Genomic DNA, 21,177 nt, shown 5'->3' with positions numbered 1-21,177 from the left:
TTGACCGGACAGTTTCCCCGCGGCGTCATGGCCGGGCTTGACCCGGCCATCCATCCGCTAAGAAACCCAGCGACATGCGAATCGGGCCGGTTTTCGTCGGTCGATGGATGGCCGGGTCACGCCCGGCCATGACGCGTTGAGGCGGGTGGCCGGCCTTCGGCCGGGGCGGCGTAGGGACGGGTGCGGGACGTGCAGGACGAAGCCATCGACGCGCGCGCGCTGGCGGAGCGGCTCCGCCAGCGCCTGGACGACCGGTCCGCCGTAATCGGCATCATCGGCATGGGCTACGTCGGCCTGCCGCTGACCCTGGCGGCGCATCGCGCCGGCTTCACCGTCATCGGCTTCGATATCGACCCCGCCAAGGTCGAGGGCCTCAACGCCGGCCGCTCCCACTTGAGCAGCGTGCCTGAGTCGCGCGTCGCCGCCATGGTCGAAGCCGGCCGCTTCTCGGCGACCGCCGACTACGGCCGCATCGCCGACACGGACGCGATCCTGATCTGCGTGCCGACGCCGCTGTCGCGCCACCGCGAGCCCGACCTGTCGTTCATCCGGACGACCGCCGCGTCGATCGCGCCACGCCTGCGCCGCGGCCAGCTCGTGGTGCTGGAATCGACCACCTATCCCGGCACCACGCGGGACGTGCTGAAGCCCATCCTGGAGACCAGCGGCCTCAAGGTGGGGCAGGACGTGTTCCTGGCCTACTCGCCGGAACGGGAAGACCCCGGCAACATCGATTTCGAGACGGCGACCATTCCCCGCGTGGTCGGCGCCGACGACGAGCTTGCCGCCGGCCTGGTCGCCCGCCTCTACGCCACCATCGTCAGCCGCGTCGTGCCCGTCGCCGACACGGCGACGGCGGAGGCGGTCAAGCTCACAGAGAACATCTTCCGCTCCGTCAACATCGCCTTGGTCAACGAGCTCAAGCTGATCTACGAGCGCATGGGCATCGACATCTGGGAGGTGATTGCGGCGGCCAAGACCAAGCCCTTCGGTTACATGCCGTTCTATCCCGGCCCCGGGCTCGGCGGCCATTGCGTGCCCATCGACCCCTTCTACCTCACCTGGAAGGCGCGCGAGTTCGGCGTGCCGACGCGCTTCATCGAGCTCGCCGGCGAGATCAACACCGCCGCCCCCCTGCACGTGGTGGACCGGCTGATCGACGCCTTGAGCCGACGGCGGCGCCAGAGCATCGGCGGCGCGCAGATTCTCCTGGTCGGCATGGCCTACAAGAAGAACGTCGACGACACGCGCGAGAGCCCGGCGCTGGTGCTGATGGAGGAGCTCGAGCGCCGCGGCGCCGAGGTGGCGTTCTACGATCCGTTCGTGCCGGTCATCCCGCCGACGCGGGAACACCCGCTGCTGGCGGGCCGCCGCGCCATCGCCTGGACGCCCGCCGAGCTCGAACGTTTCGACGCGGCGCTCATCGCCACCGACCATGACGGGGTCGACTATGCGGAGCTGACGGCCCGCGTTCCCCTGGTCGTCGACACGCGCAACGCGACCGCCGCCGTCACCGCCGGCCGCGAGCGGATCGTCCGCGCCTGACGCGCCTCTTTCCGCGCCTGACGCGCCTCTTGCGCTGATCGCGACAGGGGCGCGACCGTGGGCCATTGCGGCGCTCGGACGACGCGCTGTGCGGCAGCGCACCGCGGCTCCGGCGCGCCGCCATTAACCTTAAGAAAAGGTTGATTTTTTGCGGCTTGCTTCAGCGCCGCGGCAGCCCTAGGGACGGTCGCCATGGTTCGCAACCTCCTCCCCATCCTGTTCGGCATCATCGCTCCGCTGCTCAGCACCGGCTGGCTGGTCTTCGTCCACGGTTAGGCCGAGTCCAGGCGCGGTATTGGCAGCAACCTGCGCGGCTAGACGAAAGTCGAGCCGCGACAAAATGCCGAGCTGCCGCCCCGAATACAGGGGCGGCCGGCGCGCCGGCGGCGAAGACTCGCCGGCCCTCGCAAGGCACCGCGTTTACCGTACACGTCATTGTAGCTTTACGTAACGCGTTGCTTAATGGATCATTAAAGTCGATCGCTTTTGCCAAAGGGGGCTACGATGCGTCTACTCGGTCTTGCAGCGCTCGTTCTCGGCGCGGTGCTCGCAACTCCCGCGAGCGCCGGTGTGACGGTGAACGTCAACCTGTCGTCTCAGCGGATGACGGTCAGCGTCGACGGTCAACCCAGGTACAACTGGGCGATCTCGTCGGCACGGGCGGGCTATATCACGCCGAATGGCGTGTATCGCCCGCAACGCCTCGAGAAGTACTGGTATTCGCGCAAGTACGGCGGCGCCATGCCGCATGCGGTGTTCTTCCGTGGCGGCTACGCCATCCACGGCACGACGGCCGTCGGCGCGCTCGGCAATCCCGCCTCGCACGGCTGCATCCGCCTTCATCCGGCCAACGCCGCAACGCTCTACTCGCTGGTCAAGAGCCAGGGCGGCACCCGCATCGTCATCACCGGCTCGCGGCCGGGCGCCGCCTATGCGGCGCGGAAGTCCAAGCACCGCGTGGCCAAGCACCGCGTGCGCACCCAACATCACTATGCCAGCCGCGGCACGCCGTCCCGCGCTCTCGCCTATGCGCCGGCGCAACGGGCGCCGGTCGGCTCGTTACAATACTGGCTGTCGAACCACCGCTGACGGCTCGCCTGATCGGATCGTGATCCGATCGACCACCGACTTGCGCGGTGCGGGACGATCGTCCCGCACCACGCCAGCCCGCACTCTAGAGCGGGATGATGTTTCTCTGTTTCATCATCCCGCTCTCGGTCTTCATCTCGAGCGTGATCTTTTTTGAGATCATGCTCTAGGTCTAGGTTGCCGTGCCACCGAGACGGCGCAGCCAAGCCTGCGCCAGCGCCACGTCGGCCGGTGTGAGCCCGTGCCCGACGGGCAGGGTGTGCTGCTCGACATCGGCTCCCGCCGCGCCCAGACGCTTCGCCAGCGCAGCCGCGTTGGCGGCCGGCACGATCGGATCGGCGGCGCCCGACAGCAGCAGCACCGGCTTGCCGGCCAGCTGCCGCTGCTCTTCCTCCGGCTGACGGGCCGCAAGCGGCACCATGGCACGGATGAGAGCAGCCCCGGCCAGCGCCTCCGGCTGCGCCAGCAGCACGGCCGCCGCGATATTGGCGCCGTTCGAGAAGCCGACGGCGATCGGCGCCGCCAGCCCGTAGCGCTGGCGGGCGTCGGCGACGAAGGCGGCGAGCTCATCGGCGCGGTGCCGGACATCGGCCTCGTCGAAGACGCCCTCCGCCAGGCGGCGGAAGAAGCGCGGCATGCCGTTCTCGCTCACCCGGCCGCGCGGCGACAGCAGCGCCGAGCCGGGCGACAGGGCCCGGCCGAGGGGCAGAAGATCATTTTCGTCGCCGCCGGTGCCGTGAAGCAGCAGTAGCGGCGGCGCGCCCGCGTCCCGCCCGGGCTCGAATCGATGGGTCCAGGGGCGATCCAGAATGGTCTGCATGGGGGCCTCCTTGCGGAGCCCCCGCGCCACGCCGGGCGGTCTGCACCCTGGCTGGAGCGGAGGCTCCGGAGTCGTCGTGTTTGACTGTATCGCTTGAGCATTTCGCCAGTGGACGGGGTCGTCCAATGGCGGGGAAATGCTCATAACCTTTTGAATCTGGAGCGCTTCTTCGCGATTGGGTGAGTCCACCCAATCGCGAAGCGCTCCAGACGTTCAAGCGACGGCCGGCAACACGGCTTCGAGCTGGCTGCGCCGTCCCTCCAGGAACGCCGGCAGCTTCAGCGCCTCGCCGAGCGCATCCACCGGCTCGTCCACGGCGAAGCCGGGGATATCGGTGGCGATCTCGAACAGCACCCCGCCGGGCTCGCGGAAGTACACCGAGCGGAAGTAGTTGCGGTCGCGCTGCTCGGTCGTGGCGATGCCATGGCGCTCGGCGAGCTTGCGCACCATCTCGGCCTGCTCGGCATCGTCAGCCGCGCGGAAGGCGATGTGGTGCACCGAGCCGCCGCCGGGCCGGCCGCGCAGGAAGTCGCCCGCGCCCCGCACGTCGACGATGCCGCCCATGGCGGTATCGCCGGCCTTGAGGCGCACCGTCGTGCCGTCGCGTCCGGCCTCGCTGAAGCCGAGCACGTCGGTGAGGATCGCCGCGGTGGGCGCGGTGTCCCTGACCAGCAACGTCACCCCGTGGAAGCCGCGGATAGCCGCATCCGGCCCGATGCCGTCGACCGTCCAGGCCAGCTCCGCCTCGCTGCCGGCGACGCCGACGAGCGCGAGCTTCATGCCGTCCGGGTCGGTAAACGCCAGCACGCTCTCGCCGAAGCGCTTGACGATGGCCTCGTGCGGCACGGCCGCAGCCACCAAGCGCTGGACCCAGAAGCCCAGCGCCGCCTCGGGGACGCGAAACGCCGTCTCCAGGGTCTCGCCGACGCCGATGCGCCCGGGCGCCACGTGCTCCCACGGAAAGAAGGTGAGGATGGTGCCGGGCTCGCCCGCCTCGTTGCCGAAGTAGAGGTGATAGGTGCCGGGATCGTCGAAGTTGACGGTCTTCTTGACCAGGCGCAGCCCGAGCACCCGCGTGTAGAAATCGTGGTTGCGACGGACCGGGCCGGCGATGGCGGTGACGTGGTGAATGCCAGGATGAGTCATGGTCAGCTCCATTGCGGAGACCGGGGCGCCGTGCGCGGCGCGGGCCGGTGTCTGCTGGTGTTGACGATGAAATAGTCCGATCGGCACGCAGCGCTAGCGGCAGAGCATTGCGTTGATGCAAGACGATTTGTGCATCTTGGATCATAACCTTGCATGTGAGCCATGGCGAAGCCCGCGCCTCAACCATCAGGGCCGGGCTTGACCCGGCCATCCATCGGCTCGAAAGAATGTCAGCCTGCCGGGGCTGGCCGACATGGCGCGGTCCTCAGCCGATGGATGGCCGGGTCGAGCCCGGCCTAACGGACCGTAAGTGCCCGACGCGAGGAGCGACGCGACGCCGATGCCCCCTGACCGCGCGCCGAGGCGCCTCACCCTGGTGCTGGGCGGCGCCCGTTCCGGCAAGAGCCGGCAGGCGGAGGCGCTGATCGAGCAGATGCCGGCGCCGTGGCTCTATGTGGCGACTGCCGAGGCGTTCGACGACGAGATGCGCGAGCGCATCGCCCTGCACCGCTCCCGCCGCGATGCCAATTGGCATACGCACGAGGCGCCGCTGGCGCTGGCCGACACCCTGGCCGCCCTCCCGGCCGGGCCGCTGCTGATCGACTGCCTCACCCTCTGGCTCAGCAACCACCTGCTGGCCGGCAGCGACATCGCGGTCGAGGGCGCCCGGCTGGAGCAGGCACTCGCCGCCCGGGCCGGCTCGACGGTGGCGGTCGCCAACGAGGTCGGTCTTGGCATCGTGCCCGACAACGCGCTGGCGCGGCGCTTCCGCGACGAGGCCGGCCGGCTGAACCAGCGCCTGGCGGCGCAGGCCGACCGGGTCTTGTTCATGGTCGCCGGCCTGCCCATGGTGGTGAAGGACGAAACCGGAGGCGGCCGATGACCGATCGAATCGACGAGGAAGCCGCCGCGCGCCACCGGGCCAAGATGGCCAAGCGCAAGTCCGTCCAGGACGCGGAGGTGGCCGGCAAGACGACGCACGAGAAGGGCCTGCTCATCGTCAACACCGGGCCGGGCAAGGGCAAGTCGACCGCCGCCTTCGGACTGGCGCTGCGCATGCTAGGCCACGGCCGGCGCGTCGGCGTGGTGCAGTTCATCAAGGGCGCCTGGGGGACGGGCGAGCGCGACGCCTTCGCCGTCTTCGGCGACCGCGTCGTCTGGCACACCATGGGCGAAGGCTTCACCTGGGAGACCCAGGACCTCGCCCGCGATATCGCCGCCGCCGGGCGCGCATGGGCCAAGGCCTGCGAGCTCATGGCCGACCCCGAGCTCGATCTCGTCGTGCTCGACGAGCTCAACGTGGCGCTCCGCTACGACTATCTCGACCGCGACGAGGTGGTGGCGACGCTGACGGCGCGACGCCCGTCCCTGCACGTCGTCGTCACCGGCCGCAACGCCAAGCCGGAGCTGCTCGCCGCCGCCGACCTGGTCACCGAGATGGGCCTGGTGAAGCACCATTTCGCCGCCGGCGTGCGGGCCCAGGCGGGCGTCGAGTTCTGATGGCGATCGAGCCCTTGCGCCGGGCGCTCGATGGGTTGGCGCCAATCGGGCCACGGCGCATCCTTTCCGCGGACGCGGGGTTATCGGATGCACACATCTCGTGCCAACCGCAGGATTGGACGGCGCGAGGGAGCTGCGTCTGGCCGTCCAGGCACGTAAGCGCTTGTTCTGAAGCCACAAAGCAGCTGGACCACCCCCCACCCCTACCCCTCCCCACCACTTCGTGGGGGAGGGAGGAGCATCATTTTGCGCGCTTGGAGGGTTGGCCGGGCGCCCTGCCGAACGGCCTCCCCCTTGTGGGGAGGCTGTCCCGAGCGAAGCGGAGGGACTGGTGGGGGTCGGCTCCCACCGCCTCAACGACAGCAGAACCTGCCTCGTCGAGATGTGTGCATTCGATAGGCGCGCGGGGAGAGGTGCGCAGCTGCACCGTTTCGCCTCCACGTCATCGGCTTGGCAGGAAGCGTGCGAGCCCGCGCCATGACCGCCCGCGCGCTGATGATCCAGGGCACCGGCTCGGACGTCGGCAAGTCGCTGGTGGTCGCCGGCCTCGCCCGCGCCCTCGTCCGGCGCGGCCTGACGGTGCGCCCGTTCAAGCCGCAGAACATGTCGAACAATGCGGCGGTCACGGCCGACGGCGGTGAGATCGGCCGGGCCCAGGCGCTGCAGGCGCGCGCCGCCGGCGTCGCCCCGTCGGTGCACATGAACCCGGTGCTGCTGAAGCCGCAGAGCGAGACTGGCGCGCAGATCGTCGTCCAGGGCCGCGTGTTCGGCGCCGCCCGGGCGGCGGAGTATCAGGCGATCAAGCCACGGCTGATGGGGGCGGTGCTCGACAGCTTCGGCCGGCTCAGGGCCGAGAGCGACATCGTCGTCGTCGAAGGCGCCGGCAGCGCCTCGGAGGTCAACCTTCGGGCGGGCGACATAGCCAACATGGGCTTTGCCCGCGCCGCCGGCGTGCCCGTGATCCTGCTCGGCGACATCGAGCGCGGCGGCGTCATCGCCAGCCTGGTCGGCACCAAGGCGGTGCTGGACGCGGCCGACGCCGCTCTGGTCCGCGGCTTTCTGGTCAACAAGTTCCGCGGCGATCCGGCGCTGTTCGCCAGCGGCATGGAGACGGTGGCGCGGCTCACCGGGTGGCCGGGGCTGGGGCTGATCCCCCACTTCGACGATGCCCGGCGCCTGCCGGCGGAGGATGCGCTGGCGCTGGCGGAGCTCGGCCGCGGGCGCAAGGCGGGAGCGCGCCTGCGCATCGCGGTGCCGATCCTGCCGAGCATCTCCAATTTCGACGATCTCGATCCGCTGGCCGCCGAGCCCGACGTCGAGCTGCTGCCGGTCCGCCGCGGCGAGGCGCTGCCGAGCGACGCCGACCTGGTGCTGCTCGTCGGCTCCAAGGCGACCATCGCCGACCTGGCGGCGCTCAGGGCGGATGGCCTCGACATCGACATCCTGGCCCACGTCCGCCGCGGCGGGCGGGTGCTGGGCCTGTGCGGCGGCTATCAGATGCTCGGCCGCGCCATCGCCGATCCGGACGGCGTCGAGGGCCAGCCACAGTCGGTGGCAGGCCTCGGCCTGCTCGACGTGCACACGACGCTCGGCGGCGACAAGCGCCTGGTCGAGGTGACCGGCGCGACCGCGGACGGCACCAAGTTTGCCGGCTATGAGATGCACCTCGGCGTCACCGCCGGGGCGGATACGGGACGTCCCTTCGCTCGCTTGGCGGACGGCAGCGCCGACGGCGCCGTCTCTGCCGACGGCCGCATCGCCGGCACCTACGTGCACGGCCTTTTTGCCCACGACGCCCAGCGTTCGGCCTGGATCGCCCGCCTCGGCGGCACGGGCGCCGGGCTCGACTACGAGGCCGGCGTGGAGGCGGTGCTGGAGCGCCTGGGCAGCCACATCGCCCGCCACGTCGACCTCGACCGGTTGCTTGAGATTACGCAGTAGTTCGCTGGCTAATGGATAGCTGGCTATCTAACTAGAGTGCGGCCGCACGTGCGCCTATCGTATGCGCACGTCTCGACTGGGACGAGCAAGGGCGAAACTCTGTTTGACGGCGTTTGCGTCGACGGAGCCGCCGCGCGCCCTCGCCCCACTTGTGGGGAGAGGGAGGGGTGAGGGGGCTTGCCGCGTGTCGTGACCGGCCTGAGCCTCCTCCGGGAGCCCCCTCACCCGCCTTGCGCTGGCGCGCAAGGCGACCTCTCCCCGCAAGCGGGGCGAGGTCCGCAGAGCGGGTCTAGGCGCCGCCGGCGCCTTCCATCTTCCAGCTGTTGCCCTCGAAGCCGCCCTTGCCGAAGGCGATGCCGCCGTCGACCGTGAGCGTCGAGCCGACCACGTAGTCGCCGGCGCGGGACGCCAGGAAGATGGCGGCGCCCGCCATGTCCTCCTCGGTGCCGATGCGGCCGGCAGGAACGCGCCTGGCGACGCCGTCGGCGTTGTCCCGCGCATCGATGTTCATGTCGGACTGGAACGGGCCGGGGGCGATGGCGGTGACGACGATGTGGTCGGCGATCAGCTTGGCGGCCATGCGCCGGGTCAGATGGATCAGGCCGGCCTTGCTCGCCGCGTACGAATAGGTCTCCAGCGGGTTGACGAAGATGCCGTCGATCGAGGCGATGTTGATGACCTTGGCCGGCTTCTCCGCCGTCGCGCCCTTGCGCAGCAGGGCGACGAGCGCCTGGGTCAGGAAGAACGGCGCCTTGAGGTTGAGGTTCATCACCTTGTCCCAGCCGTTCTCCGGGAAGGTGTCGAACTCGGCGGCCCAGGCGGCGCCGGCGTTGTTGACCAGGATGTCGAGCTTGGGCTCGCGTTCGCCGATCGCCTTGGCCAGGAAGCGGGCGCCGTCGACGGTGGAGACGTCGACCGGCAGCGAGATGCAGGTACCATGCTGCGACAGCTCCGCCGCGGCGGCGTCACAGGCAGCCGCCTTGCGGGCGGTGATGTAGACCTTGGCGCCGCTCTCGACGAAGCCCCTGGCGATCATCTTGCCGATGCCGCGCGAGCCTCCGGTCACCAGCGCGACCCTGCCCGCGAGCGAAAACAGCTCCTTCATCGGTCCTCCCAACAAAATCGTATAACAGATACACTTGCTGTTCTGCGCCCGGCGGACGCCCGAGACAAGCGCCGACGGCGCTCGTCCGTCGTCACGGCCGGGCGTGACGCGCTAGTGTGGTGGATCTGAAGTTCCTGCCCCCCACATGGCATCCACGTTCAGGAACTTCAGATCCATTAAACCACACTAGAATCATAGAGTTGCTAGTGTGGCTTGAGAATCCGAAATTCGCCCCCAGCGCTGCCCCGAGGTGGTGCGAATTTCGGATTCGCCACACTAGAGCATTTCGTCATTGGATGGGATCATCCAATGACGGAGAAATGCTCATAACCTTTTGAATCTGGGGCGCTTCGCTTGCGATTGGGTGAGTCCACCCAATCGCAAGAGAAGCGCTCTAGGGAGGTCACCGCCCCTCGTAGAGGATCGACACCAGCCGGGCGGTGTAGTCGACCATGGGGACGATGCGGGCATAGTTGAGCCGGGTCGGGCCGATGACGCCGACGACACCCACGATGCGCTGCTGGCCGTCGTGGAAGGGCGCCGCGATCATCGACGAGCCGGACAGCGAGAACAGCTTGTTCTCGGAGCCGATATAGATGCGCACGCCTTCGCCGCCTTCGGCCCGGGCGAGCAGGTCGATCACGTCCTTCTGCGTCTCCAGGTCGGCGAACAGCAGGCGCACCCGCTCCAGCTCCTCGCCCACGGTGACGTCTTCCAGCAGGTGCGCCTGGCCGCGCACGATGAGCTGGCGGGCGTCCATCGAGGTGCCGACGGCGATCGCCAGGCCCATGTCGACCAGCCGCGCCGTCAACGCATCCAGCTCGCGCTCCACGTCGGAACGGCGGCTGCTGATCTCGCGCTTCAGGTCCGCCAGCGTCTTGCCGCGCACCTGGGCGTTGAGGAAGTTGCTCGCCTCGATCAGCGCCGAGCCGGGCAGGCCCGCGGGCAGGTCGACGATGCGGTTCTCCACATTGCCGTCCTCGCCGACGAGCACCACCAGCGCCCGGCGCGGGTCGAGCCGGACGAACTCGACATGCTTCAGCAGGGCGTTGCTCTTGGTGGTCACCACGACGCCGGCGCTGCGCGACAGCCCCGACAGCATCTGGGTCGCCTGGGTCAGCGCGCTTTCGAGCGAATGGCCCGCGGCCGCAGCGCGCAGCTCGGCTTCCATGCGCCCCTGCTCGTCGGCGGCGAGATCGCCGATCTCCAGCATGGCGTCGACGAAGAAGCGCAGGCCGGTCTCCGTCGGCAGACGGCCGGCGGAGGTATGCGGGGCGTAGATCAGGCCCGCGTGCTCCAGGTCCGCCATGACGTTGCGGATCGAGGCCGGCGACAGCGTCATGGGGATGATGCGGGACAGATTGCGCGAGCCCACCGGCTCGCCGGTGGCCAGATAGCTCTCGACGATCTGCCGAAAAATCTCGCGGGACCGCTCGTTGAGCTCGGCCAATGCGCGGATGCGATCCGGAACGGTCCCGGCTCCGATAGGAACTGTCATCCACGGCCTCGCGCCATCACCGAAACATAAGTGGTGTTGAGCCTCTCTTTCAAGCGCCGGTGCCTGCATGAAGCGCGGAGCTCACCGGTTCATCCTGTCCCAGGCGGCCGGCCCGGGCTGCGGCCCCTGGCCGCCGCTCGCGCGGCGTGCATCGGCAAATAGCACTTCACACCTGTCTTCGTCCCGCTCTAGAAGCGCATTCCGGCACCGGTAACCAGGACTTGTTCATGCGGCCTTCCAAACGCGCTCCCGACGAAATGCGCAAAGTGACCCTCGAACGCGGGGTGGCGCGGTACGCGGAGGGGTCCTGCCTCGTCAAGTTCGGCGACACGCACGTGTTCTGCACCGCCTCGCTGGAGGAGCGGGCGCCGCCGTGGCTGCGCGGCCAGGGCCGCGGCTGGGTGACGGCCGAATATTCCATGCTGCCCCGCGCCACCCTCGAGCGCACCCGGCGCGAGGTCACCGCCGGCAAGCCGTCCGGCCGCACCCAGGAGATCCAGCGCCTCATCGGCCGCTCGCTGCGCGCCGTCGTCGACCTTCCGGCGCTCGGTGAGCGGCAGATCTCGGTCGATTGCGACGTGCTGCAGGCGGACGGCGGCACCCGCACCGCTGCCATCACCGGGGCGTGGGTCGCCCTGCATGATTGCATCGCCTGGATGAAGGCGCGTTCGATCGTGTCGGGGCAGCCGCTCAAGGACCACGTGGCGGCCGTATCCTGCGGCATCCACCAGGGGGTCCCGGTGCTCGACCTCGACTACGCCGAGGATTCGACCGCGGAGACCGACGCCAACTTCGTCATCACCGGCACCGGCGGCATCGTCGAGGTGCAGGGCACGGCCGAAGGCAAGCCGTTCTCCGACGCGGAGCTGCTCGAGCTGCTGCGTCTCGCCAGGATCGGCGCCGCCAAGCTGGTCGACCTGCAACAGCTGGCGGTGGCGTGATGGCCGGTCCGCTGCCCGTCCAGGCCGCGCGCCGGCTCGGCGGCCGCGTCGTCATCGCCACCCACAATCCCGGCAAGCTCCGGGAGATGCGCGAGCTGCTCGGGCCCTTCGGGGTCGATGCGGTGTCGGCGGGAGAGCTCGGCCTGCCCGAGCCGGAGGAGACCGGCACCACCTTCGCCGAGAACGCGGCGATCAAGGCGCGCGCCGCGGCCGCCGCGGGATGGCCGGCGCTGGCGGACGATTCCGGCATCTGTGTCGATGCGCTCGACGGTGCGCCCGGCATCTTCTCGGCCCGCTGGGGCGGCCCGACGAAGGACTTCGCCGCCGCCATGGCCCGCATCGACGCCGAGCTCACCCGCCGCGGCATCGGCCGGGATGCGGTGCGGAAGGGACACTTCGTTTCGGCTCTGGTGGTCGCCTGGCCGGAGGGTGAGGAAGCTCTGTTCGAAGGCCGGGTGTTCGGCGACCTCGTCTGGCCGCCGCGCGGCAGCCAGGGCTTCGGCTACGATCCGATCTTCCGGCCGGCGGGCATGGCCGAGACCTTCGGCGAGCTGCCGAGCGAGGCCAAGCACGGCATCGACTGGTCCAGGGCCGCGGCGGGCGGCGAGGCGGCGGCGTTGTCGCACCGGGCCCGCGCCTTCGTCAGCCTGGCGCGCAGCTGCCTCGGCGTCTGACAACAACGCGTCATGGTCGGGCTTGACCCGACCATCCATCCGCGCTGGGGAACGCCGGCGATAGCCGGCCCTGCGGGCCGATGTCGTCTTCGAACAATGGATAGTCGGGTCAAGCCCGACTACGACGTGCCGAAGGCATCAAAAACAAAATGGCCGGACCACGGGGCCCGGCCATCGGTCCGCCCTGAAGCTTACGCCTCGCGGGTGGTGTCGGCGGCGCGACGGCGGCGCATGTAGGCGTCGAACTCCTCGCGATCCTTGGCCCGCTTGAGCTCCTCGACGAAGGCCGCGAACTCGCGGGCCTCCTCGTCGAGCCGGCGACGCTCAGCCTCGAGGCGCTCCAGCTCGCCGCGACGATAGTCGTCGAAGTGGCTGTTGCCGGTCGGGGAGTAGGCGCCGTAGGTCGGGCGGAACGAGCCTTCCGACAGGAAGGAGAAGTTGCGCTCGACGAAGTCCTTGAGGTCCTTGGGCACGGGATAGCCCATGACCTTCCAGGCGATGTAGGCGACGGCCAGCGGCCAGAACCAGATGAAGGCGAACACGATGCCGCCAATCTCGAGGGCACGCTTGGGGGGCGGCCGCAGCGTTGGGCGGCAGCGTTGCCGTTCCAGGCGGAGGCAGAGGTGGACATCAACGTCTCCAAAAAGTGAACCAGGCTGGTATGTGGGGGGACGATCCTGGCGCTTTCAAGAAGTCGCGGCGACGATTTCGTTGAGCCGATCCGGCGCGGGCGTGCCAGGCGCTCGGATTCTCGCGCGTAGTCTGCGGAGTCGTTGCGGGCCTTGACCCTGCCCTCCATCTCCACTCAACACATGCCAATGGCCATCTCGACCCCATGATCAGCCCGACCGCAGATGCTCGACCGCCCTTCGACGCGGGCTTCGCCGTCTACGTGCACTGGCCGTTCTGCGCCTCCAAATGCCCCTACTGCGACTTCAACAGCCACGTGCGCCGGGCGCCGGTCGACGAAGCCCGCTTCCTCGCCGCCTTCGAGCGCGAGCTGGCGCACCGTGCCGCCGTCGCCCCCGGCCGCACGGTGACGAGCATCTTCTTCGGCGGCGGCACGCCGTCGCTGATGCAGGGCCGCACCGTCGGCGCCATTCTCGACGCCATCGGTCGCCATTGGGCGGTGGCCGGCGACGCCGAGGTCACGCTGGAGGCCAATCCCACCAGCGTCGAGGCCGATCGCTTCCGCGACTACCGGACGGCCGGCGTCAACCGGGTGTCGCTCGGGGTGCAGGCGCTCAACGACGCCGACCTCAAGCGGCTCGGCCGGCTGCACACCGCGGCCGAGGCGCTGGCTGCGGTCGCGGTCGCGGCGCGGCACTTCGAGCGCTTCTCCTTCGACCTGATCTACGCCCGCCCGGAGCAGAGCCCGGCGGACTGGCGGATCGAGCTGGAGCAGGCCCTGGCGCGCGCCGCCGAGCATCTCTCGCTCTACCAGCTGACCATCGAGCCCGGCACCTGGTTCGAGCGGCTGTACCGGGCCGGCAAGCTCACCATTCCCGACGAGGAGCTCGGCCGCGCCCTGTGGGACGTCACCCAGGAGACCTGCGAACGACACGGCCTGCCGGCCTACGAGGTCTCCAACCACGCCCGCCCGGGACGCGAGTGCCGGCACAATCTGGTCTACTGGCGCTACGGCGAATACGCCGGCGTCGGCCCGGGCGCGCACGGCCGCCTGGTCGGGCCCGAGGGGCGGCTCGCCATGGCGACGGAACCGGTGCCGGAGACCTGGCTCGCCGCCGTCGAGCGGCAGGGACATGGGCTGATCGAGGCCGAGCCGCTCACGGCCGAGGCCCAGGGCGACGAGCTGCTGGTCATGGGCCTGCGGCTCGCCGAGGGCGTCGACAGCGGCCGCTACACCATGCTCGCCGGCCGCGCCTTGCGCCGCGAGCGCATCGACGAGCTGGCGCAGGCCGGCCTGCTGACGCACGAGGCGGGCCGCCTGGCGCTGACCCCGGCGGGGTTTCCGCTGCTGGACGCGGTCATCGCGCGCCTGGCGGCCTGAGCCGACGGCGGCTCAGCTGCCGAGGCTTTTGGGCGCCGGACTCACCACCTCGCCGTCGCCGCCCCTCACCTCGTAGACGGCGAGGGTGCGCTCGTTGAGGCCGTCACGGCGGAAGCGGAACACCCCGTCGGCGCCGCTGAAGCCGGACGGATTGGTCAGCGTCGCCTCGGCGAAGCGCTTCTCCCCCTGCGTCCGTTCCAGCGCCGCCACCAGCGAGACGGCATCGTAGCAGACGCTGGCGACACGGGCCGGCGCGCCGCCGTACTTGGCGCGATAGCGGTCGGAGAAGGCGTAGAACCCGGTCGACGGCGGCGCCGCGAACCAGCCCCCTTGCAGGGCCGGAAGGCGCAGGAGCGAGCCGTCGTTCCATTGGCTGGTGCCGAGGAGCTTCACCTTGGCCTTGTCGAACTGCACGCTCGGCAGGGCGCCGGCGATCGACGGCAGCGTGGCGCCGTCGGGCAGGAACAGGGCGTCGGCGCCGGCCAAGGCGCCGCCGAGCCGCCGCACCGCGTCGGCCCCATTGTCACCGGAGAAGCGCTCCAGGCCGACGATGCGGCCCTGCCGCGCCGGCACCACCTGCTGGAAGGCGGCGGCCACGACGTTGCCGTAGGCGGTGTCGGGGATCGCCGCCGCGAACGCCGACCGGCCTTGCGAGGCGGCGTAGCTCACCACCCGCTGCACGTCGCTCTCCGGCAGGAAGCTCATCAGGTAGACGCCGGGGGAGGCGACGGAGGCATCGGTGGAGAAGGCGATGACCGGCCGCCCGGCCGCCTTTGCCACCTGGCCCGCCGCCGCCACCGCGGGCGCCAGCAGCGGCCCCAGGATCAGCTCGACGTTCTGGGCCACCGCCGCCCGCGCGGCGGCGCGGGCACCCTCCGCCGTGCCGCCGTCGTCGAACACCAGGATCTGGATGTTGGCCTTGCCGAACTCGGCGATGGCGAGATCGGCGGCATTGCGCATCGAGGCCGCGGTGCCGGCCATGCCGCCCTGCGCCGACAGCGGCAGGATCAGCGCCACCTTGACCGTGCCGGTGCCGATCGTCGCCGCAGGCTGCACCGGCTCGCTCGAGGTCAAGCCGGCCATGTCGTTGGTGCATCCGCCGGCCAGGCCGACCACCGGCGCCGCGGCGCCGAGCTTGAGGGCGAGGCGCAGCGCCTCGCGACGGCTCAGGGGATCGATCCAGACCGGCACCGGCTTACTCCCGTTCGTATCGGCCGATGAAAGGGCGGCCGCCCTGCACGAATAGCGGACGGCCAGGGCGTACAAAGCACAGTAGAGGGTAAATGTGTAGCTTCCGATTCATTTGCGATGCGCCGCTGGCTGCGCTGGCAGTCATCTTCGGCCACAGCGGTAAACGGGGGATTTCGTTTGACCTCGACTGGTTAGGCCGATCGCTGTCCTCCGGCGGCCGGCGGCGCTTCCGGTCGGCACCGGTTCCGTGCCAGGGTGCGGCGTGGGGTGAGGGTCGAGCGTGGCGAAGGTACCGGAGCAGCGGACGGCAACAGCGGCGGAGCCCTCGCGTTTCACCGCCTTCGGCCTGGCGGCGGAAGCCGATCGTATCGCGCCGGGGCTGCACCTGGTCGCCACGCCCATCGGCAACCTGAAGGACATCTCGTTCCGGGCGCTCGGCACGCTGGCGGCGGCCGATGCGGTGATCGCCGAGGATTCGCGCGTCACCAAGAGCCTGCTCGCCCACTACGGCATCACCACGCCGCTGCTGAGCTATCACGAGCACAACGCCGCCCAGATGCGGCCGAAGATCCTGGCGCGGCTGCGCGAGGGCCAGGCGCTGGCCCTGGTCTCCGACGCCGGCACGCCGCTCGTCTCCGATCCCGGCTACAAGCTGGTGGAGGATGCGCTGGCCGCCGGCATCGAGGTGACCAGCGTGCCCGGCCCCTCGGCGGTGCTGACCGCGCTGGTGGTGTCCGGCCTGCCGACCGACAGCTTCTTCTTCGGCGGCTTCCTGCCGCCGAAGACCGCAGCGCGGCGCGCACGCCTGCTCAGCCTGGCCCAGGTGCCGGGCACGCTGGTGTTCTTCGAATCGGCCCAGCGCCTGGCCGACATGCTCGAGGACGCCGCGGCCATCCTGGGGCCTCGCCCGGCGGCGGTGGCCCGCGAGCTCACCAAGCTCTACGAGAGCGTCGTGCGCGACGAGCTGCCGGGCCTCGCCCGCCATTACGCCGAGGCGGGGCCGCCGCGCGGCGAGATCGTGGTGCTGATCGGCGGTCCGATCGCCGCCGCCGTGGCGGACGACGACCTCGACGAGCGCCTCGGCCGCCTGCTCGGCGAGCATTCGCTCAAGGAGGCGGTGGCGCTCGTCACCGCCGAAACCGGCCTGCCGCGGCGGGACGTCTATGCCCGGGCGCTGCTGCTCGGCGCCAAGGACCGCCGGGGGCCAGAATGACCGCCGCCGCGGCACCGCCCGACGGCGCCGCGAGCGGGCGACCCGCGATCGTGTTCGAGGCCGTGACCAAGGCGCTCGGCGGTCGCACCATCCTCGACCGCCTCGACCTCGCCGTGCCGCCGGGCCGTTTCCTGGTGCTGATCGGCCCGTCGGGCTGCGGCAAGACGACGACGCTCAAGCTCATCAACCGGCTGGAAAACCCCGATCTCGGCCGGGTGCTGGTGGACGGCGAGGACATCGCCGCGCGCGACGCCGTGGAGCTCCGGCGCGGCATCGGCTACGTGATCCAGTCCGGCGGGCTGTTCCCGCATTGGACCATCGGCGACAACATCGCCACCGTGCCCCGCCTGCTGGGCTGGCCCAGGCCGCGCATCCGCCAGCGGATCGAGGAGCTCGTCGGCCTGCTGCGCCTGCCGGCCGAGCACATCGGCCGCTACCCGCACCAGCTGTCCGGCGGCCAGCAGCAGCGGGTCGGCATCGCCCGCGCACTCGCCGCCGATCCGCCGATCCTGCTGATGGACGAGCCGTTCAGCGCGCTCGACCCGGTGACGCGGCTCGACCTGCAGGACGAGATCAAGGAGATCCAGCGCCGCACGGGCAAGACGATCGTATTCGTCACCCACGACGTCGACGAGGCCATCAAGCTGGCGACCGACATCGCCCTGCTGAACGCCGGCCACCTCGTGTCGTTCGGCTCCCCGCGCCAGGTGACCGCCGCGGCCGCCGGCTCCTTCACCTACGATTTCCTCGGCGGCGGCGAGATCGGCCTGCGCCGCCTGGCGCTGGAGCAGGTGGCCGACCGGGTCCGGCCGACGCGGGCCGGCGACGGCGCCGAGGGGCCGCGGGTCGACGCCGCCGCCAGCCTGCGCGAGGCGCTCTCGGCCATGCTGGAGCAGCGCGCCGACCGGCTGAGCGTCGTCGACGCGGCGGGGCAGCCGGTGGGCACCCTCGACTGGTCGGATCTGGCGCCGCGATGAGCACCATGGCCGCGGCCGGCCGACGGCTCGGGATGCTGCCGGCGCTGCTGGCGGGCTGGCTCGCGCTGCTATGGGCCTTGCCCCATGCGGGAGCATTGTTCGCCGGGCTGGCGCCGGCTGGCGCCAGCCCGGTCTACGGGCGCTCGCCGCTGCTGGCGCTGGCGCTCAATCACCTGCTGCTGGTCGGCGTGGCCTGCACCATTGCCCTGGTGCTGGGCCTGGGCACCGCCATCGCCGTGACGCGCGGCGCCGGCACCGCGTTCCGCCCGCTGGCCGAATCGCTGGTGGCGCTGGGCCAGACCATCCCGCCCGTCGCCGTCCTGGCGCTGGCGGTGCCGATGATCGGCTTCGGTGCGGTGCCGACGATCGTGGCGCTGGTGCTGTACGGCCTGCTGCCGGTGCTGCAGACGGCGCTCGCCGCCTTCGACGGCACGCCGCCGCAGCTCAAGGAGGCCGCCGCCGGCATGGGCCTGAGCCCCGGCCAGATGCTGCGGCAGCTGGAGCTGCCGCTGGCCGCGCCGCTGGTGCTCGCCGCCCTGCGCACCAGCGCGGCGACGGCCATGGGCACGGCGACGATCGGCTCCGTCGTCGGCGCCTCCACCCTGGGCGATCCGATCATCGCCGGCCTGGTCGGCTCCAACCCGGCCTTCGTGGTCCAGGGCTGCATCGCCGTGGCGGCGACCGCCATCGCCGTCGACGCCGTGCTGCGGCGGCTGGAGCGGGCGAGCCGCCCGCGGTAGCTAAGGTTTGATGGCTTGCTGTCGACCAGGTCCTGGTGGCGTCGAGGTTCACTCCTCCCTCGCCCTGCTGGGGAGGGGTAGGGGTGGGGGAACCTCGCGCTTTCAGAACAAGAGCTTAGAGAGCGACGGCAAGACCTTGCAGTAAGCCGCCTTTTCGATTACATCTGCGCCATTCCAACATTCCAGACAGGTCCTTCAATGGACTTATCCGGAGAGTGGTCCTCCTGGCGGGGGCCGCTCTTTTGGCACTGGCTCGGCACATATCGGCCTGCTCGGCACCGGGGGACTGGCGGCTCATGACTGTGGAGACATCCGACAGACGCGTCATCGGCGAAGGCGGCGTGGCGGCGCGCGTGGCGGCGATCATCGAGCCGGTGCTCGCCGATCTGGGCTACCGGCTGGTGCGGGTGCGCGTCACCGCCCTCAACGGCTGCACGGTGCAGATCATGGCCGAGCGGCCGGACGGGACCATGAGCGTGGAGGATTGCGAGGCGGTGAGCCGCGGCGTGTCGCCGGCTCTCGATGTCGACGACCCCATCGCCCGTGCCTACCATCTCGAGGTGTCGTCGCCGGGCATCGACCGGCCGCTGGTCCGCCGCTCGGATTTCGAGCGCTGGGCCGACCATGAGGCCAAGCTCGAGCTCGCGGTGCCGATCGCCGGCCGCAAGCGCTATCGCGGCGTCATCCGCGGCGTGGACGGCGACGACGTGCTGCTGGAGCTGCCCGACGCGGGGGTGGGCGAGGACCGCCTGGTGCGGCTGCCGCTGGGCGAGATCGGCGAGGCGCGGCTGGTGCTCACCGACGCGCTGATCAGCGAGGCGTTGCGCCGCGACAAGGCGGCGCGGCGGGCGCGGGCCGATGCCACGCTCGACGACGAGGCCAACGAGGACGGCCAGGACGAGGACGGCGAGCACGATGGACCGGCCGGGCGGCCGCATTAGCGCGGCGGCCCAAGAGATCGGCCCAAGAGGTCGACCCGAAAGGTCGACCCAAGAGCAGACATCGGCTTCCGGGTGAACCGATGCCACCACAGAGTTTCTACGTCGTGAAACCGATGGTTTCTGGCGTTGCGCGCGGACAAAGACCCGAGGAGCCGCCCGCAACGATGGTTGAAGAAGGAGAATTCCATGGCCGTCAGCGCCAATAGGCTCGAGCTCTTGCAGATCGCCGATGCGGTCGCCCGTGAAAAGGTGATCGATCGGCAGATCGTGCTCGCGGCCATGGAGGACGCCATCCAGAAGGCGGCCCGCTCCCGCTACGGCAGCGAGACCGAGGTGCGCGCCGAGATCAACCCGAAGAGCGGCGAGATCCGGCTGTCGCGGCTGCTGCTCGTCGCCGATACCGTCGACAACGACGCCACGCAGATTTCCGTCGAGGACGCGCGGCGCCGCAATCCGGCGGCCCAGGTCGGCGACTACATCGCCGAGACGCTGCCGCCCTTCGACTTCGGCCGCATCGCGGCGCAGTCGGCCAAGCAGGTGATCGTGCAGAAGGTGCGCGAGGCCGAGCGTGACCGCCAATACGACGAGTACAAGGACCGCATCGGCGAGATCGTCAACGGCCTGGTGAAGCGAGCCGAGTACGGCAACGTCGTCGTCGACCTCGGCCGCGGCGAGGCCATCGTGCGGCGTGACGAGCTGATCCCGCGCGAGACCTTCCGGCCGGGCGACCGCGTGCGCGCCTACGTCTACGACGTGCGCCGCGAGACCCGCGGGCCGCAGATCTTCCTGTCGCGCACCCATCCGCAGTTCATGGCCAAGCTGTTCGCGCAGGAGGTGCCCGAGATCTACGACGGCGTCGTCGAGGTGAAGGCCGTCGCCCGCGATCCGGGCTCGCGCGCCAAGATCGCCGTGATCTCCCGCGACAGCTCCATCGATCCGGTCGGCGCCTGCGTCGGCATGCGCGGCTCGCGCGTGCAGGCTGTGGTCGGCGAGCTGCAGGGCGAGAAGATCGACATCATTCCCTGGTCGCCCGACCACGCCACCTTCATCGTCAACGCCTTGCAGCCGGCCGAGGTGGTCAAGGTGGTCCTCGACGAGGACAACGAGCGCATCGAGGTGGTCGTGCCCGACGACCAGCTGTCGCTGGCCATCGGCCGCCGCGGCCAGAACGTGCGGCTCGCCTCCCAGCTCACCGGCTGGGACATCGACATCATGACCGAGGCGGAGGAATCGGAGCGCCGCCAGAAGGAATTCACCGAGCGCACCGCCGCCTTCATGGACGCGCTCGACGTCGACGAGGTCGTCGGCCAGTTGCTCGCCTCGGAAGGCTTCAGCTCGGTCGAGGAGCTCGCCATGGTCGACCTCCCGGAGCTGGCCTCGATCCAGGGCTTCGACGAGGAGACCGCACAGGAGATTCAGATGCGGGCGCAGGAATACCTGGCCAAGGTCGAAGGCGAACAGGATGCGCGCCGGCGCGAGCTCGGCGTCGAGGACGCGTTGCTGGAAATCGACGGCGTCACCATGCCCATGCTGGTGGCGTTCGGCGAGAACGACATCAAGACGGTGGAGGACCTCGCCGGCGCGGTCACCGACGACCTGGCCGGCTGGACGGAGCGCAAGGACGGCGAGGCGATCCGCCACAAGGGCGCGCTCGACGGCTTCGATCTGTCGCGGGCGGAGGCCGAGGCGATGATCATGGCGGCGCGCGTCAAGGCCGGCTGGATCGAGGCGCCGGCGCCCGTCGAGGACGCCGAGGAGGCGGAGGACGACGCCGCCGGCGAGCATCAGCCGGACGCTTGAGACCAGCGTTCATCGTCATGGCCGGGCTTGACTCGGCCATCGACG

19 protein-coding genes are annotated in these 21,177 nt (G+C 70.3%); 13 read left to right on the top strand and 6 right to left on the bottom strand.

Annotation, left to right across the window (positions count from 1 at the left end; all coding sequences use genetic code 11):
* Positions 1-189 precede the first annotated feature (189 nt).
* Both ACZ5PO_RS08280 and ACZ5PO_RS08275 read left to right on the top strand, forming a co-directional pair.
* Positions 190-1,545 (top strand): nucleotide sugar dehydrogenase, encoded by a 1,356-nt coding sequence (locus tag ACZ5PO_RS08280; RefSeq protein WP_464192166.1) that lies wholly within the window; start codon positions 190-192, stop codon positions 1,543-1,545.
* A gap of 504 nt (positions 1,546-2,049) precedes the next feature.
* On the top strand, positions 2,050-2,634 hold the full coding sequence (locus tag ACZ5PO_RS08275) for a L,D-transpeptidase (protein ID WP_464192164.1): 585 nt from the start codon (positions 2,050-2,052) through the stop codon (positions 2,632-2,634).
* Between the two features lie 172 nt (positions 2,635-2,806).
* Here ACZ5PO_RS08275 and ACZ5PO_RS08270 read toward each other — a convergent pair whose 3' ends face one another.
* Positions 2,807-3,454 (bottom strand): alpha/beta hydrolase, encoded by a 648-nt coding sequence (locus ACZ5PO_RS08270; RefSeq protein WP_464192162.1) that lies wholly within the window; start codon positions 3,452-3,454, stop codon positions 2,807-2,809.
* Positions 3,455-3,667: 213 nt separating this feature from the next.
* Entirely contained in the window at positions 3,668-4,600 is a 933-nt protein-coding gene (locus tag ACZ5PO_RS08265; RefSeq protein WP_464192160.1) for a ring-cleaving dioxygenase, read from the bottom strand.
* A gap of 340 nt (positions 4,601-4,940) precedes the next feature.
* Between ACZ5PO_RS08265 and cobU the strand changes: the two genes are divergently transcribed.
* The 3 genes from cobU (at position 4,941) to ACZ5PO_RS08250 (ending at position 8,041) form a co-directional block, all read left to right on the top strand.
* The gene (gene cobU, locus ACZ5PO_RS08260) at positions 4,941-5,483 is read left to right on the top strand and encodes a bifunctional adenosylcobinamide kinase/adenosylcobinamide-phosphate guanylyltransferase (RefSeq protein ID WP_464192158.1); all 543 of its coding nucleotides are present in this window, start codon (positions 4,941-4,943) and stop codon (positions 5,481-5,483) included.
* Positions 5,480-6,100: a cob(I)yrinic acid a,c-diamide adenosyltransferase gene (cobO, locus tag ACZ5PO_RS08255; protein WP_464192156.1), complete on the top strand. Its 621-nt coding sequence runs from the start codon at positions 5,480-5,482 to the stop codon at positions 6,098-6,100. Before cobU ends, cobO begins: the two co-directional genes overlap by 4 nt.
* 477 nt (positions 6,101-6,577) lie before the next feature.
* Entirely contained in the window at positions 6,578-8,041 is a 1,464-nt protein-coding gene (locus ACZ5PO_RS08250) for a cobyric acid synthase (RefSeq protein WP_464192154.1), read from the top strand.
* 289 nt (positions 8,042-8,330) lie between these two features.
* Here ACZ5PO_RS08250 and ACZ5PO_RS08245 read toward each other — a convergent pair whose 3' ends face one another.
* Positions 8,331-9,146 carry an SDR family oxidoreductase gene (locus ACZ5PO_RS08245; protein ID WP_464192152.1) on the bottom strand — a complete coding sequence of 272 codons (816 nt, stop codon included), beginning with the start codon at positions 9,144-9,146 and terminating at the stop codon, positions 8,331-8,333.
* 403 nt (positions 9,147-9,549) lie between these two features.
* Entirely contained in the window at positions 9,550-10,644 is a 1,095-nt protein-coding gene (gene hrcA, locus ACZ5PO_RS08240; protein WP_464192150.1) for a heat-inducible transcriptional repressor HrcA, read from the bottom strand.
* Between the two features lie 227 nt (positions 10,645-10,871).
* On the opposite strand from hrcA, the gene rph reads away from it, so the two are divergent.
* Both rph and ACZ5PO_RS08230 read left to right on the top strand, forming a co-directional pair.
* Positions 10,872-11,585: a ribonuclease PH gene (gene rph, locus ACZ5PO_RS08235; RefSeq protein ID WP_464192147.1), complete on the top strand. Its 714-nt coding sequence runs from the start codon at positions 10,872-10,874 to the stop codon at positions 11,583-11,585.
* A complete protein-coding gene (locus tag ACZ5PO_RS08230; protein WP_464192145.1) occupies positions 11,585-12,259 on the top strand; it encodes a non-canonical purine NTP pyrophosphatase in 675 nt (224 codons plus the stop codon). The genes rph and ACZ5PO_RS08230 overlap by 1 nt, the downstream gene beginning before the upstream one ends.
* Positions 12,260-12,450: 191 nt before the next feature.
* Here the strand turns inward: ACZ5PO_RS08230 and ACZ5PO_RS08225 are convergent, their stop codons facing one another.
* A complete protein-coding gene (locus ACZ5PO_RS08225) occupies positions 12,451-12,801 on the bottom strand; it encodes a DUF2852 domain-containing protein (protein WP_464192143.1) in 351 nt (116 codons plus the stop codon).
* A gap of 293 nt (positions 12,802-13,094) precedes the next feature.
* On the opposite strand from ACZ5PO_RS08225, the gene hemW reads away from it, so the two are divergent.
* A complete protein-coding gene (gene hemW / locus ACZ5PO_RS08220) occupies positions 13,095-14,270 on the top strand; it encodes a radical SAM family heme chaperone HemW (RefSeq protein WP_464192141.1) in 1,176 nt (391 codons plus the stop codon).
* A gap of 12 nt (positions 14,271-14,282) precedes the next feature.
* Here the strand turns inward: hemW and ACZ5PO_RS08215 are convergent, their stop codons facing one another.
* Positions 14,283-15,461, bottom strand: a complete 1,179-nt coding sequence (locus ACZ5PO_RS08215; RefSeq protein WP_464192139.1) for a penicillin-binding protein activator — start codon at positions 15,459-15,461, stop codon at positions 14,283-14,285.
* 280 nt (positions 15,462-15,741) lie between these two features.
* Between ACZ5PO_RS08215 and rsmI the strand changes: the two genes are divergently transcribed.
* From rsmI to nusA, 5 genes are all read left to right on the top strand, one after another.
* Entirely contained in the window at positions 15,742-16,674 is a 933-nt protein-coding gene (gene rsmI, locus ACZ5PO_RS08210; RefSeq protein WP_464192137.1) for a 16S rRNA (cytidine(1402)-2'-O)-methyltransferase, read from the top strand.
* Positions 16,671-17,651, top strand: coding sequence for an ABC transporter ATP-binding protein (locus ACZ5PO_RS08205; RefSeq protein ID WP_464192134.1), 981 nt, complete (start codon positions 16,671-16,673; stop codon positions 17,649-17,651). The genes rsmI and ACZ5PO_RS08205 overlap by 4 nt, the downstream gene beginning before the upstream one ends.
* On the top strand, positions 17,648-18,391 hold the full coding sequence (locus tag ACZ5PO_RS08200) for an ABC transporter permease (protein WP_464192132.1): 744 nt from the start codon (positions 17,648-17,650) through the stop codon (positions 18,389-18,391). Before ACZ5PO_RS08205 ends, ACZ5PO_RS08200 begins: the two co-directional genes overlap by 4 nt.
* Before the next feature lie 296 nt (positions 18,392-18,687).
* Positions 18,688-19,332, top strand: coding sequence for a ribosome maturation factor RimP (rimP, locus tag ACZ5PO_RS08195; protein WP_464192130.1), 645 nt, complete (start codon positions 18,688-18,690; stop codon positions 19,330-19,332).
* Positions 19,333-19,518: 186 nt separating this feature from the next.
* The gene (gene nusA / locus ACZ5PO_RS08190; protein WP_464192128.1) at positions 19,519-21,132 is read left to right on the top strand and encodes a transcription termination factor NusA; all 1,614 of its coding nucleotides are present in this window, start codon (positions 19,519-19,521) and stop codon (positions 21,130-21,132) included.
* The last annotated feature ends 45 nt before the right edge of the window (positions 21,133-21,177 follow it).

It is taken from the genome of Chelatococcus sp. KU-N122 (assembly GCF_055391085.1).
The sequence above is the reverse complement of the archived record's forward strand: the minus strand, read 5'-3'. Positions and strand labels throughout refer to the sequence as shown.

Bases quoted from the DNA above. Each gene is read 5' to 3' on its own strand.
- ACZ5PO_RS08275 (WP_464192164.1), top strand. From the start codon at position 2,050: ATGCGTCTACTCGGTCTTGCAGCGCTCGTTCTCGGCGCGGTGCTCGCA.
- ACZ5PO_RS08270 (WP_464192162.1), bottom strand. From the start codon at position 3,454: ATGCAGACCATTCTGGATCGCCCCTGGACCCATCGATTCGAGCCCGGG.
- ACZ5PO_RS08265 (WP_464192160.1), bottom strand. From the start codon at position 4,600: ATGACTCATCCTGGCATTCACCACGTCACCGCCATCGCCGGCCCGGTC.
- cobU (WP_464192158.1), top strand. From the start codon at position 4,941: ATGCCCCCTGACCGCGCGCCGAGGCGCCTCACCCTGGTGCTGGGCGGC.
- cobO (WP_464192156.1), top strand. From the start codon at position 5,480: ATGACCGATCGAATCGACGAGGAAGCCGCCGCGCGCCACCGGGCCAAG.
- ACZ5PO_RS08250 (WP_464192154.1), top strand. From the start codon at position 6,578: ATGACCGCCCGCGCGCTGATGATCCAGGGCACCGGCTCGGACGTCGGC.
- ACZ5PO_RS08245 (WP_464192152.1), bottom strand. From the start codon at position 9,146: ATGAAGGAGCTGTTTTCGCTCGCGGGCAGGGTCGCGCTGGTGACCGGA.
- hrcA (WP_464192150.1), bottom strand. From the start codon at position 10,644: ATGACAGTTCCTATCGGAGCCGGGACCGTTCCGGATCGCATCCGCGCA.
- rph (WP_464192147.1), top strand. From the start codon at position 10,872: ATGCGGCCTTCCAAACGCGCTCCCGACGAAATGCGCAAAGTGACCCTC.
- ACZ5PO_RS08230 (WP_464192145.1), top strand. From the start codon at position 11,585: ATGGCCGGTCCGCTGCCCGTCCAGGCCGCGCGCCGGCTCGGCGGCCGC.
- hemW (WP_464192141.1), top strand. From the start codon at position 13,095: ATGATCAGCCCGACCGCAGATGCTCGACCGCCCTTCGACGCGGGCTTC.
- ACZ5PO_RS08205 (WP_464192134.1), top strand. From the start codon at position 16,671: ATGACCGCCGCCGCGGCACCGCCCGACGGCGCCGCGAGCGGGCGACCC.
- ACZ5PO_RS08200 (WP_464192132.1), top strand. From the start codon at position 17,648: ATGAGCACCATGGCCGCGGCCGGCCGACGGCTCGGGATGCTGCCGGCG.
- rimP (WP_464192130.1), top strand. From the start codon at position 18,688: ATGACTGTGGAGACATCCGACAGACGCGTCATCGGCGAAGGCGGCGTG.
- nusA (WP_464192128.1), top strand. From the start codon at position 19,519: ATGGCCGTCAGCGCCAATAGGCTCGAGCTCTTGCAGATCGCCGATGCG.